Source organism: Citricoccus sp. NR2 (assembly GCF_027594385.1).
GTDB lineage: Bacteria > Actinomycetota > Actinomycetes > Actinomycetales > Micrococcaceae > CmP2.
This window is the reverse complement of the sequence record NZ_CP115154.1, coordinates 1,395,359-1,414,622: the sequence shown is the minus strand read 5'-3', so window position 1 is coordinate 1,414,622 and position 19,264 is coordinate 1,395,359. Positions and strand designations below refer to the sequence as shown.

18 protein-coding genes and 1 riboswitch are annotated in these 19,264 nt (G+C 64.8%); of the genes, 4 read left to right on the top strand and 14 right to left on the bottom strand.

Features of this window, described 5'->3' with window-relative positions:
• Positions 1-83 precede the first annotated feature (83 nt).
• The 4 genes from hisD to O1A05_RS06640 all read left to right on the top strand — a co-directional run bounded on the left by hisD (position 84) and on the right by O1A05_RS06640 (position 3,925).
• A complete protein-coding gene (gene hisD, locus O1A05_RS06655; protein ID WP_270107249.1) occupies positions 84-1,382 on the top strand; it encodes a histidinol dehydrogenase in 1,299 nt (432 codons plus the stop codon).
• A gap of 114 nt (positions 1,383-1,496) precedes the next feature.
• Positions 1,497-1,610, top strand: a riboswitch (SAM riboswitch).
• A 44-nt stretch (positions 1,611-1,654) separates the two neighbouring features.
• A complete protein-coding gene (locus O1A05_RS06650) occupies positions 1,655-2,221 on the top strand; it encodes a flavin reductase family protein (RefSeq protein WP_270107248.1) in 567 nt (188 codons plus the stop codon).
• A gap of 18 nt (positions 2,222-2,239) precedes the next feature.
• Positions 2,240-2,611, top strand: coding sequence for an RNA-binding S4 domain-containing protein (locus O1A05_RS06645; protein WP_270107247.1), 372 nt, complete (start codon positions 2,240-2,242; stop codon positions 2,609-2,611).
• Between the two features lie 183 nt (positions 2,612-2,794).
• Positions 2,795-3,925, top strand: coding sequence for a hypothetical protein (locus O1A05_RS06640; protein ID WP_270107246.1), 1,131 nt, complete (start codon positions 2,795-2,797; stop codon positions 3,923-3,925).
• 24 nt (positions 3,926-3,949) lie between these two features.
• Here O1A05_RS06640 and O1A05_RS06635 read toward each other — a convergent pair whose 3' ends face one another.
• From O1A05_RS06635 to O1A05_RS06570, 14 genes are all read right to left on the bottom strand, one after another.
• The gene (locus O1A05_RS06635; RefSeq protein WP_270107245.1) at positions 3,950-5,227 is read right to left on the bottom strand and encodes an MFS transporter; all 1,278 of its coding nucleotides are present in this window, start codon (positions 5,225-5,227) and stop codon (positions 3,950-3,952) included.
• Entirely contained in the window at positions 5,224-5,745 is a 522-nt protein-coding gene (locus tag O1A05_RS06630; protein WP_270107244.1) for a hypothetical protein, read from the bottom strand. The genes O1A05_RS06635 and O1A05_RS06630 overlap by 4 nt, the downstream gene beginning before the upstream one ends.
• Positions 5,745-7,061: an MFS transporter gene (locus O1A05_RS06625; RefSeq protein WP_270107243.1), complete on the bottom strand. Its 1,317-nt coding sequence runs from the start codon at positions 7,059-7,061 to the stop codon at positions 5,745-5,747. Before O1A05_RS06625 ends, O1A05_RS06630 begins: the two co-directional genes overlap by 1 nt.
• Before the next feature lie 25 nt (positions 7,062-7,086).
• Positions 7,087-7,641 (bottom strand): acyl-CoA thioesterase, encoded by a 555-nt coding sequence (locus tag O1A05_RS06620; protein WP_270107242.1) that lies wholly within the window; start codon positions 7,639-7,641, stop codon positions 7,087-7,089.
• A gap of 31 nt (positions 7,642-7,672) precedes the next feature.
• Positions 7,673-9,235 carry an o-succinylbenzoate--CoA ligase gene (menE, locus tag O1A05_RS06615; RefSeq protein WP_270107241.1) on the bottom strand — a complete coding sequence of 521 codons (1,563 nt, stop codon included), beginning with the start codon at positions 9,233-9,235 and terminating at the stop codon, positions 7,673-7,675.
• 125 nt (positions 9,236-9,360) lie between these two features.
• A complete protein-coding gene (locus O1A05_RS06610) occupies positions 9,361-10,383 on the bottom strand; it encodes an ABC transporter substrate-binding protein (protein ID WP_270107240.1) in 1,023 nt (340 codons plus the stop codon).
• Between the two features lie 142 nt (positions 10,384-10,525).
• Positions 10,526-12,241, bottom strand: coding sequence for a thiamine pyrophosphate-binding protein (locus O1A05_RS06605; protein WP_270107239.1), 1,716 nt, complete (start codon positions 12,239-12,241; stop codon positions 10,526-10,528).
• A gap of 65 nt (positions 12,242-12,306) precedes the next feature.
• Entirely contained in the window at positions 12,307-13,329 is a 1,023-nt protein-coding gene (locus O1A05_RS06600) for an ABC transporter substrate-binding protein (protein ID WP_270107238.1), read from the bottom strand.
• A gap of 21 nt (positions 13,330-13,350) precedes the next feature.
• Positions 13,351-14,289, bottom strand: a complete 939-nt coding sequence (locus O1A05_RS06595; protein WP_270107237.1) for a LysR family transcriptional regulator — start codon at positions 14,287-14,289, stop codon at positions 13,351-13,353.
• Positions 14,290-14,313: 24 nt separating this feature from the next.
• Entirely contained in the window at positions 14,314-15,336 is a 1,023-nt protein-coding gene (locus O1A05_RS06590; protein ID WP_270107236.1) for an ABC transporter substrate-binding protein, read from the bottom strand.
• A 241-nt stretch (positions 15,337-15,577) separates the two neighbouring features.
• A complete protein-coding gene (locus O1A05_RS06585) occupies positions 15,578-16,048 on the bottom strand; it encodes a MaoC family dehydratase (protein WP_270107235.1) in 471 nt (156 codons plus the stop codon).
• A 32-nt stretch (positions 16,049-16,080) separates the two neighbouring features.
• Positions 16,081-17,265 carry an acyl-CoA dehydrogenase family protein gene (locus O1A05_RS06580; protein WP_270107234.1) on the bottom strand — a complete coding sequence of 395 codons (1,185 nt, stop codon included), beginning with the start codon at positions 17,263-17,265 and terminating at the stop codon, positions 16,081-16,083.
• Complete coding sequence (locus tag O1A05_RS06575; protein WP_270107521.1) at positions 17,262-18,128, bottom strand: amidohydrolase family protein; 867 nt, start codon at positions 18,126-18,128, stop codon at positions 17,262-17,264. Before O1A05_RS06575 ends, O1A05_RS06580 begins: the two co-directional genes overlap by 4 nt.
• 71 nt (positions 18,129-18,199) lie before the next feature.
• Positions 18,200-19,123, bottom strand: a complete 924-nt coding sequence (locus tag O1A05_RS06570) for an SDR family NAD(P)-dependent oxidoreductase (protein WP_270107233.1) — start codon at positions 19,121-19,123, stop codon at positions 18,200-18,202.
• Between the last annotated feature and the right edge of the window lie 141 nt (positions 19,124-19,264).

The window sequence follows — 19,264 nt, the reverse complement described above, 5'->3', positions numbered from 1 at the left end:
CACTGCCCACCCGAGGTTTAAACTGGACACAGCTCTGACCGACTCTGCTCCATCACGCCGTCTGACAATTTTCCGGAGGACCCATGCTCACGATCACTGACCTACGCGGCACCGAGATCACCGCGGAGGTTTTGGAGTCTGTGTTGCCTCGCGCCGAGGTGGACGTCACCGCGGCCGTGGAGACGGTGCGCCCCCTGTTGGAGCGGGTGCGCGCCGAGGGTGCTTCCGCCGTGCTGGAGATCGGTGAAGGGTTCGACGGCGTGCGCCCGACCTCGCTACGGGTGGCCCCGGAGAAACTACAACGGGCCCTCGACGAGCTGAACCCCGACGTGCGGGCCGCCCTAGAAGAATCCATCCGCCGGGCCCGGCTGGTGCACGCCGCCCAGCGCCCGGCCGATTCCACGGTGGAACTCGGTGAGGGTGCCGTGGTGGAGAACCACTGGGTGCCGGTGGGACGCGTGGGCCTCTACGTGCCCGGCGGCCGAGCCGTATACCCGTCCTCAGTGGTGATGAATGTGGTGCCCGCCCAGGCTGCCGGGGTGTCTTCGCTGGCGGTGACCTCCCCGCCGCAGCGCGATCACCACGGTGACCCGCACCCGGTGGTGCTCGCTGCTTGCGCCCTGTTGGGAGTCGACGAAGTGTATGCCGCCGGCGGCGCCCAGGCCATCGCCATGCTCGCCTACGGTGTGGAAGGCTGCCCGGGCGTAGACATCATTACCGGGCCCGGCAATGTGTATGTGGCCGCCGCAAAAAGGGCCGTGCTGGGCACGGTGGGCATCGACGCCGAGGCCGGTCCCTCCGAGATTGCGGTACTGGCCGATGATTCCGCGAACCCCGCTTGGGTGGCCGCGGACCTGATCAGCCAGTCCGAGCACGACCCGATGGCCGCTTCGGTCCTCATCACGAATTCCGCCGAACTGGCCGATCAGGTGGTCGCTGAAATCGAGGCCCAGGTGCCCGGCGCCACCCTCGAGCAGCAGATCCGGCAGGCACTCACCGGCCCGCAGTCCCGGGTGCTCATCGTGGACGATCTGGATACCGGCATCGCCGTCGCCAATGCCTATGCTTCCGAGCACCTGGAAATCCACACCCACGACAACGAGGCGGTGCTGGCCAACATCAGCAACGCCGGCGCCGTATTCGTCGGCCCGTACTCCCCGGTGCCTTTGGGGGACTATTCCTCCGGGTCCAACCACGTGCTGCCCACCTCCGGCTCAGCACGATTCTCCTCGGGCCTGAACACGGTCAGTTTCCTGCGGTTGCAGCAACGCATCCGGTATCAGGAGACCGGCCTGAAGGAGTTGCAGCGCGGAATTGTTGCGCTGGCTCACTCCGAGGGGCTGCACGCCCACGGCGACGCCATCGACATCCGCTTCGACTGATGTCTGCGCAAACGTCCACGAACGTCGCCAGATGACGTTGCCCCGTCATCTAGGGACATAGTGGCGCAGACGACGTTGACCCCGTCGCCTCATCGCACCTATTCTGAACATCAGAATCACGAGTTCCCGTGCGTAGCCCTGGCTAACGGGACGGCAACCCTCTTCGCGTAGTGGGGTGCTCCAGGTGATGATTCGGCCACCGGGTCCACCGGCCGGCAAGTACCGCGTCTCCGCCGCCCACGGTGGCGGAAGCGCCTTCCAGAAAGGCTGATATGTCTGCTGTGACCTTTGCCCAGAAGAACGACACCACCGACTTCCCCGAGACCCGCGTCGGACTCTCTGATGACGTCTCCGCCCTGAGCCTGCGCCAGGCGTTCTCCCAGTTCCCCTCCGGGGTGGCCGCACTCGCCGGCTACGCGGGCGGAGTCAAGGAGGGCCTGGCCGCCTCGTCCTTCACTGTGGGCGTGTCCCTGGATCCGCCGCTGGTGGCCTTCGCCGTGCAGAACACCTCCCGCACCTGGCCGCGACTGCGTCACGCCGAGCGCATCGGCGTCTCGATTCTGGGCGAATCCCAGACCGGGGTGTGCACCCAGCTGGCCTCCAAGAACGGTGACCGCTTCGAGGGCCAGAACCTGCAGGTCTCCGAACAGGGTGCCGTGTTCTTCGATGACGCCGCCCTGTGGTTGGAAACCTCCGTGTACGCCGAGCTACCCGCTGGCGACCACCACATGGTGTTGCTCCAGGTGCACGGGGTCTCCGCCGACACCGACGCCGCCGAGCCGCTGGTGTTCCACCGCTCCGCGTTCCGAAACCTGCGCACAGCCGAAGGCAATGAGTAAGCGGGTACCCTGGATCGCATGACCCGCACCCGTCTCGATGCTTGGCTGTGGGCGGTGCGTATGTATAAGACCCGCTCCGCCGCCACGGCGGCAGTCAAGGGCGGTCACGTGAAGGTCAACGACGCTCCAGCCAAGCCCGCCCAACCGGTCGACATCGGCGATACGGTGCGGTTGCGTCAGCCCGGCCGAGAGCGGATTCTCGAGGTCACCGGTCTGATCGCCAAGCGGGTGGGAGCCCCGGTGGCCGTGCAGCATTATCGGGATCACTCCCCCGAGCCGATCCCGCGGCACCTGCTCGCTGTACCCCGTCGGGACCGCGGCGCCGGGCGTCCCACCAAGAAGGAGCGCCGTCAGCTCGACGAGCTCCGCGGACGCGACGCCCACCAGTGAACGCCTACTGAAGGCCAGCTGGTAACCGAAGTAAAGTTCATCCCCGGCCCGATCAGGTCTTTTTCTCTAAGAGGCCCGATTGTTACGATGTGATAAACGTGTTTGGCGCGCTCCTACCGTGTGCGAATCTCGCCGACGCGTCTGCCCGCGTCGATCGGCCGAGACCACAGGAGGTGCTTTCGCATGTCGCGTCCACGCACCTTCTCCACCACCTCATGCCGTCGTGCCGGTGTGAGCCTCGGTCTCGGGCTCCTCCTCGTTCTACCCGCCGGCACCGCTCTGGCCACCCCAGAGCAGCCGAGTCCCGAGCAGGAATCCAGCGGACAGCTCGATCAGGTTGAGTACAGCCAGCTGTCGGCGTCCCCGGATACCGGGGCCTCCACCGCGCTCGGCACCACCGCTCCCGTGACCCCCGGCGAGAACGAATCCGACGCCGCAGAAGAGTCCGACACCCAGTCTCCAAGCGTGGCGCCCTCCACGCCGTCGTTCGAACTGGATTGTCCCGTGCATGATGGTGCCAGTCTGGAACCTGGCGAAGAAGTCACCATCAAAGTCCAGATCAATGGTGATGCAGCCGAACCGGTCACCATGACGGTTGACAAGCCTTCCGCGGGGGGAAGCGTTCAGGTTCAAGGCACCACTGCGGTGTATAGAGCACCGAGTTCCTACACGAGCAACCAGGACTACTTCAATCTGACGGTCACCGATGCCGACGGAACCCGGAAATCGTGCAACGTGACGGTGATCTTCGGCCCGACAAAATCCCCGACGCCCACGGAGATTATTAGCCCCACACAGTCCCCGAGCCCCTCGCCCACGCGCACGGAGCCAACCACCCGCACGCCCACCGCACCCCAGACCCAGACCGCCACGCAGACGGTGACTGTCCCGGAGCCCTTGCCCTCGGTGACCACGCGAACCCCCTGGTTCCCCGGTGGCGACAGCGGGAACAACTCCGGCGGAAATTCGGGCGGCAACACCAGCTATCAGGGCCCCTTCGCTCCGGTGCCGCCGCACCAGAACGGCGATAATGGCACGGGCGACGACGGCACCGAGGCACCCACCGCGACCGATAGCGCCACGGTGTCGGTCACCAGCGTCCCGCCCAGCCCGGAGCCAGAGAACACCAGCGCCACCGAGGCCGACGCCCAGCCGGACGCCTCCGATGCCGAGGCTGCGGGTCAGCAGGATCCGGCGCGCATGGCCGCCCCGGGGTGGCTGCTTCCGGTGGGTCTGATCGCCATCGTGTTGCTCATCGCCGCCGGGCTCCTCGCCTGGACCAACCGTCACCGCGGCGGCGGCAACCACCGCTAAACCGCGGTCCCACTGAGCTCCCGCTTAGTTCGAGTCGGCGTCTCGGTTCTCGTCGTTCGGTCCGGTGCGGTGATTGATCAACCGTTCCGTGCCGGAGACCGCCAGCATCGCGCAGGCGAACCACACGCCGCCGCCCGGCCCCAACGGCCCGGCCACCACACCCGCGGCCACCGGTAACACCACCTGGCCCACCCGGTTCGTCATCAGCCGCAGCGCCAACGCCGGGCTGCGCCACGCATACGGCACCGCCTGAGAGATCAGCGTCATCGACAACGGCTGACCCAACCCCAGGGTGAGACCGCCTAGCGAAATCAGCACCCCGGCTGCCCAGAACGCGCCGTCGAGTTGCAGAGTGAACGGCACCATGGCGATGGCCAGGGCCGAGACAAACAGCGACACCAACACCAGGTGGCTACGCCGGAAGCGGCGCACCAACATCGGCAGGAAAATACGCGATACCACCGAGGCCGCCCCACGCAATGCGAGCAGCACACCCACCGCCAGCGGAGACACCCCGGCCGCCTCGCCCACCAGCGGCAGAAACGCAATCAGGATGTCCAAAATGGCCAGCAGCGCCAGCGAGGCCAGCATGTTCGAGGCCACTCCGGGACGGCGCACAATACTGAGCATGGTTGGCTTCTCCGCACCCGCCGGCGGAACCTGCCGCAGCTGAGAGGTGGTCGGGTCCGGCAACGGGCGCAACACGAACAGCACCGGCGCCGAGAGCACCGCGGCCGCCGCGCCGATCCACAACGCCAGGGTGATGCTCTGCCCCAGACCGGCCCCGGAAGATTGTGCCACCGCCAGCGAGACATTGCCCAGCAACAGCCCGGACAGCAAGGGACCCGTCATCTGTCCCACGGAGAAGGCTGCGGTGAACCAGCCAAAAGCGGCATCCATCTGCTGGGCCGGCGAGCGCCGGGAGATCATCGACTGCCCCGCGATCGTGAAGATCAGATGCCCGACGCCCAGTACGGCCGAGCCCACCATAATCAGCCACGCCTGGCCAGCCAGCGCCAGGATCGCCCCGCCGAGACCAATCAGCACACCACCGGCCGTCATCAGACCCCGCAGCGAGCCGACCTTCGAAGTCAGCCGCCCGAACGGCATCGCCATGAACAGCGGCAGCAGCGCATACAGCGCCGTCGCCACACCAATGGCGGTCTCCCCGAACCCCATCGACAGCAGTTTGTAGGACGTCACCGGGCGCAGCAGGTTGATGGAGGTCTGCGTCAGAACGGCTGCGCCCACGATGAGCCACAGCCACGCTAGCGAGGTCGGTGAGGACTTCGGCCGGGTCATTTCCCTGGTGCCACCTCCGGCGCCAGTATCCGCTTCACGCCGAGAACCAGGGCGGTCACCAGCAGCACGATCAGTAGCGCATCGGCCGCAATGTACGCGTAGTGCATGCCCGATCCGCCATCAGAAACACCGGCCAACACCGCATCAGTATGCGAGGCCAGCAGCGGGCGAATCACCGCCGACTTCACCGCCAGCACGGCCAGCGCGCCCAGGTACCACCAGCGCCCACGGATGCTTGGCCACGCGGCCGCCCGGCGCCAGAGCACCACCAGTGCGGCGATCAACACGACGGCGAGCGCCAGCTCGGTCAGGTTCATCGCCAAAAACACCCGCCGGCCGATGCCCAGTCCCAGCGGGATGGTGATGCCCGGGGCGGTGAATTTCAGCGGCGCCTCGATCAGCGAAATCCCGATGATCAGACCCAGCCACACGGCCGGAACCCACAGCAGTGCCGCCCGCGCCCACCGCGGTCCCACAGTCAGTCCACGAGTCGACGCAGGATTCGGATGAGGAGTCATCACGCATCACCTTTCGTGTAGTGGGTTGAACGCAGGCGCCGTCCGTGGGAGCGCAGGGCCAGGGCGAGGCCCACGCACACCAGGTACGCCGCCGTGACGAGCAGCCATCCGGAGTCGAAGCTGCCGGTCAGATCGTGCAGCCAGCCCATCAGCAGGGGCCCGAGCGCGAAGCCCAAGTACATGCCCATCGAGTTCATGCCGGAGGCCGCCCCGATGCGGTGGGCCGGAATGGTGCTCATCAGTCCGGCATTGATCACCACATTCGCCCCGAGCACCGTCATCCCGTGCAGCGCGGCGCCCACCCAGACCAGGGCGGCGGTCCCCGTGGCCCCGGCCACCAAAAACGCGGTGACGGCGAGGAGCGCACCCAGGCAGATCAGTAGCAACAGGGTCGAGGGGCGCCAGCCGGCCTGCATGCGTCGTCCCCACCAGATGCGGAAGACCACACCCACCACGCCGGATACGGCAGCGGCTACCCCGCCGAGCACCAGCGAGAAACCGATCTCCTCCACAGCGAACAGGGGCAGGTACACGTTGGTGGCCTGCATGCCCAACCCGGAAAAGAGTGCAATGGCAGCGAAGTAGTACACCACCCGGGGCAGCCGATCCTCGGTGGAAGTCGTCGATCCGGTGGTCACCGGGGTGGACGCGGAGCGAGAAGGGGACCACGACGGATCAGCGCCAGACCCAGAAGCCGTGTCGGCGGGGCGGCGTGAAGCCAGCGCGCGGGCCGAGGGCACCACCTTCAGGCTCAGCGCCCAGATCACCACGCACACCAGGGCTGCTCCCAGGGCGGCGCCTGTCCACCCTAGAGCCAACGCAACCGCGGGAAAAAACAGTCCGGCAAACAGCTGTGAGGCCTGAACACCGGACTGCTTCACGCCCACCCAACCGGTGCGCTGGGCGGCGGGGACGGCGCGGATGATGATCCGGTTCGTCGTCGGATTCGAGATCGCCTGTGCGGGGCCGGCCAGCACCGCCGCCACGATCAGCAGCCAGTACTGCGACGAAAACGCAGCCACCACGAGGGCCACCGCCGAGCCGCCGAAAATCAGCAACATCTGCGACCGGGCGCTCATCACGTCCGCGCGCCGGCCCAACCAGATACTCATCACGGCCGCGGAAGCGAACACCACTGTCACCACTCGGCCCAGCTCACCGGCGGTCATGCCGAAACGCTCAATAATCAGCGCGGACGAAACCGATACCCCGTAGTTGAACAGCGGGCCGGCGCCCATGGCGCACAGCAAAATGAGCAACAACCCCACCGACGGCCGGGAGGCCGGGGCTGGGGCGGGCTGCGCGGGGAGAGTCACTCCCCCAGCCTACGCCTGGGGACGGTTACCAGCGGTGTGGCGCAGGCTTTCGTGACGAGGGCAGCGCCGCCTGCTCGCGCCAGGCCAGCAGCCATTCCGGGACCTCGCGGTCGGCCGGGATCGGCTGACCCTTCTCGGCAGCCACGGCCAAGATCTCTTCGTTGGGCACCGGGCCGTTCGGGCCGCGCAATCGGCCGGCGATGTAGCCGCGGGCGTAGATCTCCCCGTCGACCACAAAACGCTGTTCGAAGTACATGGAGCGATCGTCCACCCCGAGGAACTTGGTTTCCAGGGTGTAGGACTGCCAGAGTTCCAGAGACTTGCGGAAGGTGATCATCTCCGACTGCACCACCGGCGTCCACTTGCGCTGGCGCATCTCATTCCACATATCGCAGCGCACCAGCAGGTCGAACCGGCCCAGATCCATCAGCGAGAGGTACATCCCGTTGTTGATGTGCATGGCAATGTCGACGTCGGTGGGCAGCGCCTTCAGCGGCAGCGAGGAGGTGTCCCAGAGGGTGAGTTTCGAGCGACGACGCGAACGGATCAACAGCAGGAGAGTGCGCAAGAGCAGATGCATACCCCCATGCTACCTGCGAGTATGCTCCCGGTCACACCGTACCGTACTGCTTGCGCAGATCGGGCTTGCGGATCTTGCCCGACGCCGTGCGCGGCATCTCCTCGACGAAGATCACCGACTTCGGAATCTTGTAGCGGGCCAGCCGTCCCTGCAGGTGTTCCAGCACCTGAGCCTCGGTGAGCTCGTGGCCGTCCCGAATCACGATGGCCGCGCGCGGCACTTCACCCCACTTTTCGTCCTCGACGCCGAACACCGCGACTGCTGCGACGGCGTCGAGCTGAGCGATTTCCTGCTCGACCTGGGCCGGATAGATGTTCTCACCACCGGAAATGATCATGTCCTTGATCCGGTCCGAGATAAAGAGGAAGCCGTCCTCGTCGAAGTAGCCCATGTCCCCGGTCTTCAGCCACACACCGTCCTCGGCGTGCACGAAGGACGACTGGTTCGCTTCTTCTCGGTTCCAGTAGGAGGCAATAACGTTGGGGCCCTGCACCTGGATCTCGCCGACCTCGCCGGCGGGCAGCACCTCGTTGAGCGGGTCCACCACGCGTACCTCAGTGTGGAAGTGCGGCAGGCCGCCCGAGCCCTGCTTATCTCGCGAGTAGCGGCCGGGCAGGGTGGTGGCGCCGGGCGAGGTTTCGGTCATGCCGTACCCCATGGTGAAGCTCAGCCCGCGCTGTTCGTAGATGTCGAGCACGCGCAGCGGCACCGCAGAACCACCACAGGTCAGGTTGCGCAGCGAGGAGAGATCGGTGGAATCCCAATCCGGGTGCTCGGCGAGCATCTGGTAGGTGGTAGGCACTCCGGAGATGCCGGTCGCGCGATGCTTCTCAATGAGGTGCAGCACCCGGCCGGGCTCGAATTTCGGTTCGAGCACCACGGTGGCACCCTTGAGCAGGGTGGGCAGCACGCCCATACCCAGGGCGGCCACGTGGAACATCGGGGCGATCATCAGCGAGACATCCTTCGAGGTGTAGTCGAAGTCGGTGATGACATTGAGCGCGTTCCAGGTCAGGTTTCCATGGGTGAGCATTGCACCCTTGGGGTTGCCGGTGGTTCCGGAGGTATAGAGAATCACCGCCAGGTCGTCCAGCCCAATCTGCACATCGGGGTGGACTGCCGCACCGGAGGCCAGCAACTCTTCGAAATCCATCGGCTGCAGGTCACCGTCGGCGGGCTCAAGGGCGGCGGCCGGCCCGTCGTCCACTAGGGCCAAGGTCTGCACAGGAGTCTTCCGCGCGGCGGCGAGCGCCATCGGGGCCAATGTAGTTGAGGCAATCAGCACGGTCGAGCCCGAGTCGTTGAGCTGGAAGCCCACCTCGGGCGGAGCCAGGCGGGTGTTCAGCGGAACGAACACCGCACCGAGCGCGGTGGTGGCGAACAGGGTTTCCAGGAAAGACGGGTAGTTCTCGCCCAGATAGGCCACCCGGTCGCCCTGGCCGATCCCGCGATCGGCCAGGGCGGACGCCAGGCGGTTGATCCGTTCGTCGAGTTGATCGTAAGTGAGTTCACCGGCGGCAGAGACCAGGGCGATCCTGCCTGCGGACTTCACTCGACGACGGTGGATCCAGTCACCCAGACCTCGGTTGATCATGCTCTGCACTCCTTGGAAGCAGTTGGGAATCAGCGGCGTATGTGCCGCGCCTCACATCTGATTCCATTTTGCGCTCTGTCATTGAGAAAATCAACCATTGAGTTCAAGTATGACTGGTGCGGTGTTTAGGCGCCGTCGTAAATGAAGTCCTCCAGCGCTACTTCATTGTCGATCAGCCCGGTTTCCAGGGAGAGCTCGATGATGCGCTGTACCGAATCGGTGTTAATCTCCTGCGGGAAGCGGGAGATCGTCAGCTCCTCAATGATCTCTGGATCCAGGCTGGTGTACTCGGGCAGAATCTCGCGCACCGCGTCCGGGTTATCCTCGGCGAACTGCTGAGATTCCTTCATCGCCGTCACGAACGCATCAACCAGCTCCGGATCCTCCTGAATGCGCTGCGAGGTGGTGAAGTAACCGGCCACGGTCAAGTCCTCAATGGGCTCAGCGTAGGGTGCGTAGATTTCGCGCGCCCCGGTCTGACTGACAATGGTCTTGAACGGCTCCACAGCCATCACCGCGTCGACATTGCCCGCCTCCAGCTGACCGGGCATCTCAGGGAAGGCCACCTCAGTGAGATCCATCGAATCGGGATCGCCACCAGCCTGACGCATACCCTCCTTGAGCACCGTGTCATTGATGTTATTCAGAGTATTGACGGCGATACTCTTCCCGGCCAAGTCCGCCATGGATTCGATATCCGAATCTTCGGGCACCAGCACTGCAGAGAAGTCGTCGTCAGCATTGCCGGTGGTCTGCGGGCCCGCGGCCACCAGCTCCATTTCCAGACCCCGCGAGGTGGAAATCACCAGCGAGGTAATGTTGGAGAACCCGAAGTCCATATCCCCGGACTGCACGGCCGGCACAATCGCGGCGCCTCCCTGAGCCAGGGTCAAATTCACATCCAGACCATGCTCCTCAAAGATGCCCTCCTGGACGCCCAGGTAGATCGGAGCGACATCGACGATCGGAATCACACCAACCTCAATGCTGGTGAGCTCCCCATCGGCCGCGGCCCCCGAGGCGCCCGAATCATCCGCATCGCTACTGGGCGAACCTTCTCCACACGCAGTGAGCGCCAGGAGCGAGGCGGCTGCGATGGCCGTGAGGCCAGCCCGCCAACGGGCAGGGCGAGAGTGAGTGATGAACATGAGCAGTCTCCTCATAACTAATGTGTTAGGTAGCTCACACTTTAGAAGCGCGCGCAACGAACTTCAAGACCTGAAGCAATTTTGTTGACAATCTTCACGATCCCCGGCCCCGTTCCCGGACTAGAGGGCCCCATCGGGGGTCTCACTCGTCGGCGCCGAAGGTGTGCGCCAGCACCCAAGAGGCGAACTTCGCGATCTTCGCATCGATGACCAGCGGCGTGGTGCGCGGCCCGGCCACCCAGTCGGCCACGGGCGCCAGATCCTCTACGGAGCGCACCGTCAGGGCCTCACAGCCGTATCCGCGGGCGAGCGCGGCGATGTCGGTCGCGGGGAATACCACGGTATCGAGCTGATCGGTCTCGTGCTCGAAGTGATGCACCTCGGCCCCATAGGCGTCGTCGTTGTACACGACCACCACCAGGGGAAGCTGTTCACGAACGGCCGTATCGAGTTCGACATGGGACATCATGAACCCGCCATCGCCGACCCCGGCGATCGCCACGCGTCCGGGCTGTGCGGTCGCCGCCCCGATCACCGAGGAGATCGCCAAACCAATGGACTGAAAAGCCAGCGGCACCGAGTAGCCCCGGGTATCCGGCACCCGGAAGTGCATGGCCGGGTAGGCGTTGAAGTTCCCCCCGTCCGGGGCCACCACGCGGTCCATGGGCAGCATCTCATCGAGGGCATTGGTCAGCGTGCGCGGGTCGATCACCCCACCGCGCCCCTCGGCGGCCGGCTCGGAGCGGTCCTCGAAGGGCTGATCCCGCCAGTGCAGTGAGTCGCGCACTCGGCGGCCGACCTCCTCGGTGCGGTAGCCGGTCCGCGGCAGCGAACCGACCTGCGGGTGCTCGGCGACCTGGGCCTCGAGAGCGGCACAGAGCGCTACGGCGGCGAGCGCGGAATCGGAGAGCACCGAGCGCGTCACGGGATAGTGCAGACCAAAAGCCGAAACCGTATCGTCGATCTGGATCACCGTTTTGTTGGCCAGCAGCGCCCCGGAGCGGGTGGTCCAGCGGTTCAGGGCGGCGCCGAAAACCACCAGCAGGTCTGCCTCGGCCACCAGCTCGGCGGCGCCGTCGGTTGCGAAACCGCCCATCACATCGGTGTGCCAGGGATCGTCAACGAACAATCCGCGCCCCGCCGCCGAGGTGGTCAGCAGCGCCCCGCTGAGCTCACCCAGTCGCAGCAAGGGCTCCTCGGCATGGTGGGCACCGCGGCCGGCCAGCAGCACCGGCCGCTCGGCGGTCAGCAGGGCATCGGCGATCTCGCGCGCGGCCTGATCATTCAGCCCCGCCGGGTCCGGGTGCGCTGGCGGCGCCGCAGCCTGCACCTGCTCGATCTGGGCTTCGGGAATCTCCGCTTCCTGGATGTCCAATGGCATGGACAGCACCACGGTACGCCGATCTACGACGGCGCGCGTCACCGCCCGCACCGTGTCCTCTATTGCACGGTCGGCGCTGTGTAGCCGCTCCGCGACAGCCCCCATACCCTCGATGACTTTGTCCTGGTCGATCCAGAAGTTCGACCCAAATTGGCCCCCCGGGGTGTCGCCGGAGATCACCAGCAGCGGGGTGCGGGCCTTGGCCGCCTCTCCCAGTCCGGTCAGGGCATTCGACAGCCCGCACCCCTGGTGGACGGTGACCACCGCAAAGGTCCCGGTGACCCGCCCGTAAGCATCGGCCATGCAGGCGGCCCCCATCTCATGGCGGGTTGCGGTGAAGCGCGGTGGGTGACCAGCGGGCCCCGCGGTAGCGAGTAGTGCGTTGGTGGCCCGGAAGTTTCCCGAGCCCACCACGCCGAAGACATGCCCGGCGCCCATACGGGCGATGATCTGGCCAACGGCCTCACTGACTTTCATGGTTCTCCTGGTGTTCAACCCGGCAGGGTCGGTGCTGTGTAGTCACTCTGCTCTTCCGGGGACGATCACTGCGGCGGCAGCAACTCGTCGAGGTTCGGCTCCTCGGAGATCACCCCATGCCGCGCTGCGGCCTCGCCGAGCACAGAGAGCCCCTCGCGGGAGAATTCGGAGCTAAATCTGGGCAACGTGATCCGCTCCAGCATCTCTTCGTCGATCGTGGCGTAGGTGCCGATCACCTCGCGCACTACCTCCGGGTTGTCCTGGCTGAACTCCAAGGACCGCTCCATGGCACGTTGAAAGGCCTCTACGGTGTCGGGTCGATCAGCCAGGGTTTCTTCCGAGGTGAAGTATCCGCCGATGTCCAGGTCGGGGTGCGCCTCGGCATAGGGCCAGGCGATGGGCTTCAGCCCATGGTCGAGGGCGGCGGTGAGATAGGGCTCCAGCAGCAGGGCGGAGGACACGTTGCCATTGGTCACAGCTGCTTCGGCCTCACCGAAGGCCAGCTCCACGAATTCGATGTCTGCACCATCAGCACCGGCTTCGTCCACGGCCAATCGGATGGCGGTGTCGCCGATGTTATTGAGGTTATTCGAGGAGGTTTGCTCCCCGGAGAGGTCGGCTGTCTCGTGGAGCTCAGAGTCTTCAGGGGCGACGACGGCGGCAAAGTCCGCACCGGGTTCACCGGTGGTGGTGGCCCCGTTGGAGACATAACGCAACGGTAGTCCCTGATCACGAGCGACCATCAAGGAGACCGTGTTGCCAAAGGCGAAGTCGTAGTCGCCAGCCACCACACCCGGGACCGCGACGGCACCGCCGGTGGTGTTGACGATCTCCACCTCCAAGCCCTCTTCCTCGAAGAAGCCTTCGCTGATGGCCACATGCAGCGGAGCCACGTCACCGATCGGAATAGCACCGACGGTAACTTGCTCCAGTTCGGCATCGTCGCCGTTGCCCGTGGCGTTGGTGGGTTCGTCGGAGCCGCACGCAGCCAGTCCAAGTGCCAGACTGGTAACGCCCAGCACCGCAATGAATCGACGGCGTGTACCGAGGCGAGTAGAGGGACGCGGGTCAGCGATGTGAGTAGTCATGCTCACACGCTATGACGCAGCTCACATCTCGTCTACGGATACTTCTGCATCGATTCCATCAGCCACACTGATGGGTTCGCGCAACCCGGAATCTCGCAGCAACGATATCGCAAGATCGCCAAACCATGACGACGCCCGCGTGCGCGGAACCCGAGGCAGATGCGCCATCACTCGAACCCTGGCGTGGTCGACGGGGGCGGGCCAGTGCTCAATATTCCACCGGGATCCCCAGCTGGCTCGCAGCGCATCGGGAACGAAGGCAATGAGATCAGCCGCGACCAGCAAGGCGGGGATGCCGGCGAAACTTTCGGTATGCACGGATCCCGGGGGCGCGGCGGGCAGATCCCGCTCGATCAGGGTATGCCCGGTCACCGAGGAGATCACCACCCGTGGGCGCCGGATCACCTCGTCCCGGCTGGGGCCCTGCGACCCAAAGGTGCCCCGGCGCGCCACACACACGTAGTGGTCGTAGCGCAGCAATTCCGATCGCACAGCACCGTGCACTTCGGTGGACATCACGGCCAGATCCAGCTCCCCTTCAGAGAGCTGGGTAGCGGCTTCGTCCATCTTGGGTGAGCTCACCACGAGCCGGGCGTGGGGCGCTTGCGCGTGCAGGCCCGCGACCAGGGTGGGCAGGAAGGTGTGCTGTCCGACGTCAGTCAGCGCCACCCTGAAGCTCGACGACGTCGTACGGGGATCGAAGTGCACCACCCGGTCGACCGCACTCTCGCCCGCTCGCACCAAGTCCGCGGTGTCTGCATAGAGTTGCAGCGCCACGCGGGTGGGCACCACACCCCGCCCCTGCTTGACGAAGATCTCGTCCCGGGTCAGTCGCCGCAACCGGTTCAGCCCGTGGGTGATGGCGGGCTGGCTGAGCTGGAGCCGCTCTGCGGCGGCCGTCACCGTCCCCTCCTCGATGACGGCCGCCAAAACCCTCAGCAGGTTCAGGTCGAACGTCATCGAGGCGGGCGGTGTCAGGGTGAATCAGTCGATGTACAGGTCTTCATCGGCCGGTGCAGCACCGATGAAGTCGTAGCGCACGGCGAGCTCGCTGATCTGGCTGATCTCGTCCTTCGGAATTTCGCCATCGAGGCGCTCCATACGCAAGTTCTGCGCGGCCTCGGGGCTGATTTCCATGAAGTCCGGTAGCAACTCGCGGGCGCCTTCCTGGTCGGCTTCAACACCGGCCAGCGACTCCTGCATGGCCGTAGCGAAGGCTTCGGCCACCTCCGGGTTCTCTTCGGCAAAGGATCCGGAGGTGAAGGTCACCATGGTGGGCATGCCCGGAATGGCGTCCTGGAAGCTGTAGCCGACCAGCTGGTTCGTCTCTTCGGCCAGGGCGTTGGACAGGAACGGTTCCGGGACCCAAATAGCGTCGGTGTTACCGGCTTCGAGCTGTGCCTGCATGTCTGGGAACGGCATTTCGGAGAAGTTCAGCGAGCTCGGGTCCGCGCCTTCTTCTTCGGCGTCAGCCATGATGGTCAGATCTCCCAGTGTGCGCAGGGCGTTCACAGAGGTGGTCTTGCCTTCAAGGTCCGCGTAGCTCTCGATGTCGGAATCGGCGAGGGTCACCACACCGGCGATGTCATCCCCCTCACCGAGGGAGTTGGAGTAGCCAGCCACGATCCGCATATCCAGGCCCTGGTCCACAGCGGTCAACACGGACAGCGGGTTGCCCACGCCGAAGTCGAGCTGGCCGGAAGTGACGGCCGGGAGCATCGCCGCTCCAGCATTGGAGGTGGAGATCTCCACATCCAGGCCATGCTCTTCGAAGATGCCCTGTTCGATGCCGTATTGCACGCCAATGGACGGGGCGATTGGCAGCACACCGACGGTGACTTGGGTCAGTTCGCCGGAATCAGCGCCGCCGCCACCGCTGGCAGCGTCGTCGCCTTCGGCGCCGGACGGGGAACCGGAGCCACAAGCGGTCAGGGCCAACAGGCCGGTGGCAGCCAGTGCCGTGAGAGTGGCGCGAGCGCCTCGGGAGTGAGTTGAGATGAACGACATGGGAGGTCTCCATTCATGGTGAACGAAATAGACTCAAGCGCTAGCGAATGTTAGCTGGGTCACACTCTATCTAGCTATGAAGTGGGCTACAAGATATCTGCACTTATGTGACGAAGAAAATTGTTGAATTTCTGCATCCTGGTCGTTCTCAAAGATTCTGAAGCGGGGTTCAGTGACGCTTCAGGCCCCGCAACATCGTGTGTTGCGGGGCCCGGCGGACACTTCTGAGTGGGCGCTAGCCTCAGGCGTAGAAGCGCGAAAGGAAGGTAGCGACCACGGCCGGGCGCTCCTCGCCTTCGATTTCGATGGTTCCGTTGGTCACCAGGTGCAGACCGTTACCCTTGACCTCGGAAACCTCAGCGATCACACCGTGCATGCGCACACGGGAGCCGACCTTCACCGGCGAGGTGAAGCGGACCTTGTCCAGCCCGTAATTCACCTTGGTGGATAAGCCGGTGACGTCGAAGAGGTCGGTCCAGAACGGGATGATCAGCGACAGGGTAAGGAAGCCGTGAGCGATCGGGGCGCCGAACGGGCCGTCCTTGGCGCGCTCGGGATCGACGTGGATCCACTGGTGATCGTCGGTGGCGTCGGCGAAGGTATTGACCATCTCCTGCGTCACCTCGATCCAATCTGAGTAGCCGAGGTCTTTGCCGGCCAGGCCGGAGACCTCGGAGAAGTCGACAACAGTCTTCGCGGTGCTTTCAGTCATGATGGGGGTTCCTTTCCAGAACTATGAGGGGGTTAGACGAAGGCGCTGGTGCCGGTAATGGAGCGTCCGACGATCAGCGCGTTGATTTCGTGGGTGCCTTCGTAGGAGTAGACGGCTTCGGCGTCCGCGTGGAACCGAGCAACATCGGTGTCCAGGGTGATGCCGTTACCGCCGCAGACCTCGCGGGCCAGGGCGACGGTCTCGCGCAGCTTGCTCGCCGAGACCATTTTCGCCAGGGCGGAATTCTCGTCCTTGTAGACGCCCGACGCCTGCTGTTCCGTCAGCTGCACGGCCAGGGCGAGCGACGAGGTCACGTTCCCCAGCATCCGGGCCAGCTTTTCCTGGATCAGCTGGAATCCGGCCAGTGGACGACCGAACTGTTCACGTTGGGTCACGTAGCGCACCGCAGCCTCATAGGCTCCGGCCATGGCGCCGACAGCAATCCAGGTGACGTCTGAGCGCATCAGCCGCAGGCACGATGCCACGTCCTTGAACGAGTTGATATTGCGCAAGCGCGCATCGGCGTCGACCACGACATCGGTGTAGGCAATCTCCGCGTTCTGCATGATGCGCAAGGAGGCCTTGCGCTGGATCTTCTCCAAGGTGACCCCCTCAGCGGTGCGGGGCACCAGGAAGGCCTTGACCTGGCCGTCAGCAACATCTCGAGCAAAGGTGCACAGCACGTCGGCGTCGAAGGCGCCGCCGATCCAGCGCTTGGCGCCGTTGATCTTCCAACTACCGTCCTCCAGCTGCTCCGCCCGTGTGGCGAGCCCACCGGCCACATCGGAGCCGTGGTCGGGTTCCGTGAGTGCGAAGACGCCGCGCAACTGGTACGTGCGGATCTTCTCGTCCAGCTCACGTGCCTGCTGCTCGTCGCCGCCCACCACACAGGCGGTGCGGAACAGCCCGGCTTGAGCGTTGTAGAACGTCGCCATGTTGATGTCGCAGCGAGCCAACTCGAAGTTGCGGAAGGCCACCAGCAGATCGCGCACCGGTTCACCCGCTGCGGCCAGTGCAGGCGGGTCCATCAGCCCCAGTGACTCCAGCGGCTCCACGACCTCGGTCGGGAATCGGTCCTCGCTCCACGCGTCATTGAGATAGGGGTGAACCTTCGTCTCGAGCACGTGGCGTAGCTCGGCCAGCACCGACTTCTCGGTTTCGGTGAGCCGGTCAGCGAAGCCCAGAACATCTGAATCAATGGTGTAGGGCCTGCTCATGACGGGACTCCTTCCTGGGCCGCGGCAGAGTCAGCGAGACCGAGCACTTTGACGGCGTTGTCCTTGAAAATCAGCGGACGGACTTCATCCTTGATCGGGAGATCATTGAACGCTTTGATCCACTTTTCTGCAGGAATCAGCGGGTAGTCCGTACCGAACAGCAGCTTGCGCGAGAGCACGTTGGAGGCCTGTCGCACCAGCGACTCCGGGAAGTACTTAGGCGACCAGCCGGAGAGGTCGATGTAGACATTCGCTTTGTGGGTGGCGATCGAGTTGGCTTCGTCCTGCCACGGCACCGAGGGGTGAGCCATGATGATGGTCAGCCCTGGGAAGTCCGCAGCGACATCGTCAAGCAACAGCGGGTTCGAGTACTTCAGCTTGATGCCCCGGCCGCCAGGCAGCCCGGCCCCCATCCCGTTCTGGCCGGTGTGGGAGACGATCGGCAGACCGAGCTCTTCCAGGGTTTCCCAGAGCGGATAAAACTCCCGGTCAGAGGGATCGAAACCCTGCACCGAGGGGTGGAACTTGAAACCGCGCACGCCGAGCTCGGTGGCCTGACGACGCGCCTCGGTGATTGCTTCAGCACCGGTGCGTGGATCAACGGAGCCGAAGGGAATCAGCACGTCGTTGTGCCGCGCGCAGCCGGCCACGAGATCGTCGATAGAGTTCGGCTTATGACCGAACTGGGTGCGCGCGTCCACGGTGAACACCACCCCCGCCATGGACTGGCCACGGTAGACCTCGGCGATGCGATCCACCGAGGGGGTGCGCTCGTCGGCTTTAAAGTACTTCTCGGAGGCGGCGTAGAAGTCCTCCGGGAGCGACTTATGGCCGCACTCGTCGATCTCAAGATGGACGTGCATGTCGATGGCGTCGACCGCGTCTACGTCCACCGCGCAGGTGTACAGGGTGCTGTTCGTCACGATGGATCGCCTCAGGCTTCAGGCTGCAGCTCGGCCGGCAGTTCCGGGAAGCGCTCCCCCACGGACTGTTTGTTGCCCTCGAGGATGGCTTTGCCTTCCGACTGCATGGTGGCGTAGTCCCAGCCGCCGTCGTGGAATTCCTGCACGACGGGTTCCGGGTGGCTCCACACCTGCAGACGGTCGCCACCCACGCCCACGGCTTGGCCGGTGATGCCCTCGGCCGCGTCGGAGGAGAGGAAGGCGATGACGCCGGCAACATCCGCGGCGGTACCGAAGCCGAGCTCCTTGCGGAAGAAGTCAGGCATAGCCTCGCCGCGCTCGTCGGCTTCCACAGCCTTTTGGAAGAAGGGCACGGTCTTAGTCATAGCGGTGGCGGCCACGGGGATGACGGCGTTGACAGAGACGCCCGCCTTCTTCATCTCCAGCGCCCAGGTGCGGACCATGCCCACGATGCCGGCCTTAGCAGCCGCATAGTTGGTCTGGCCAAAGTTGCCGCGCTGGCCGGTGGGGGAACCGATGCAGACGATACGCCCGGCCACGCCGTTGGTCTTGAAGTACTCGAACGCCGCGCGCACGCAGGTGAAGGTGCCACGCAGGTGCACGCCGATGACGGCGTCGAAGTCGTCGTCGGTCATCTTCAGCAGTGACTTATCGCGCAGGATGCCGGCATTGTTGACCAGAATGTCGAGTCTGCCGAATGTTTGAACCGCGGTGTCGACCAGCTGCTGAGCGGTTTCGGAGCTACCCACGGGAGCGACCACGGCGACGGCCTCGCCGCCAACGGAAGTGATGGAAGCCACAGCCGCCTGGGCAACCTCTTCGTTGACGTCATTGATGACGATCTTCGCACCCTGACGGGCGAGCTCCTGAGCGTAAGCAAGGCCTAGCCCTGCGCCGGAGCCGGTAACGATCGCGACCTTACCTTCGAGTGACATGGCAAATCTCCTTCGTTTATGATGTGCTGTTATACATCACAACCGATATAGTTGAGTTTGTCAACGAAGAATCGTCGATCGGCATCAGAACGGGCTTTTCTGCGCGTCATGGTGCGTAGGATGGTGGACCGATTCGAGCAG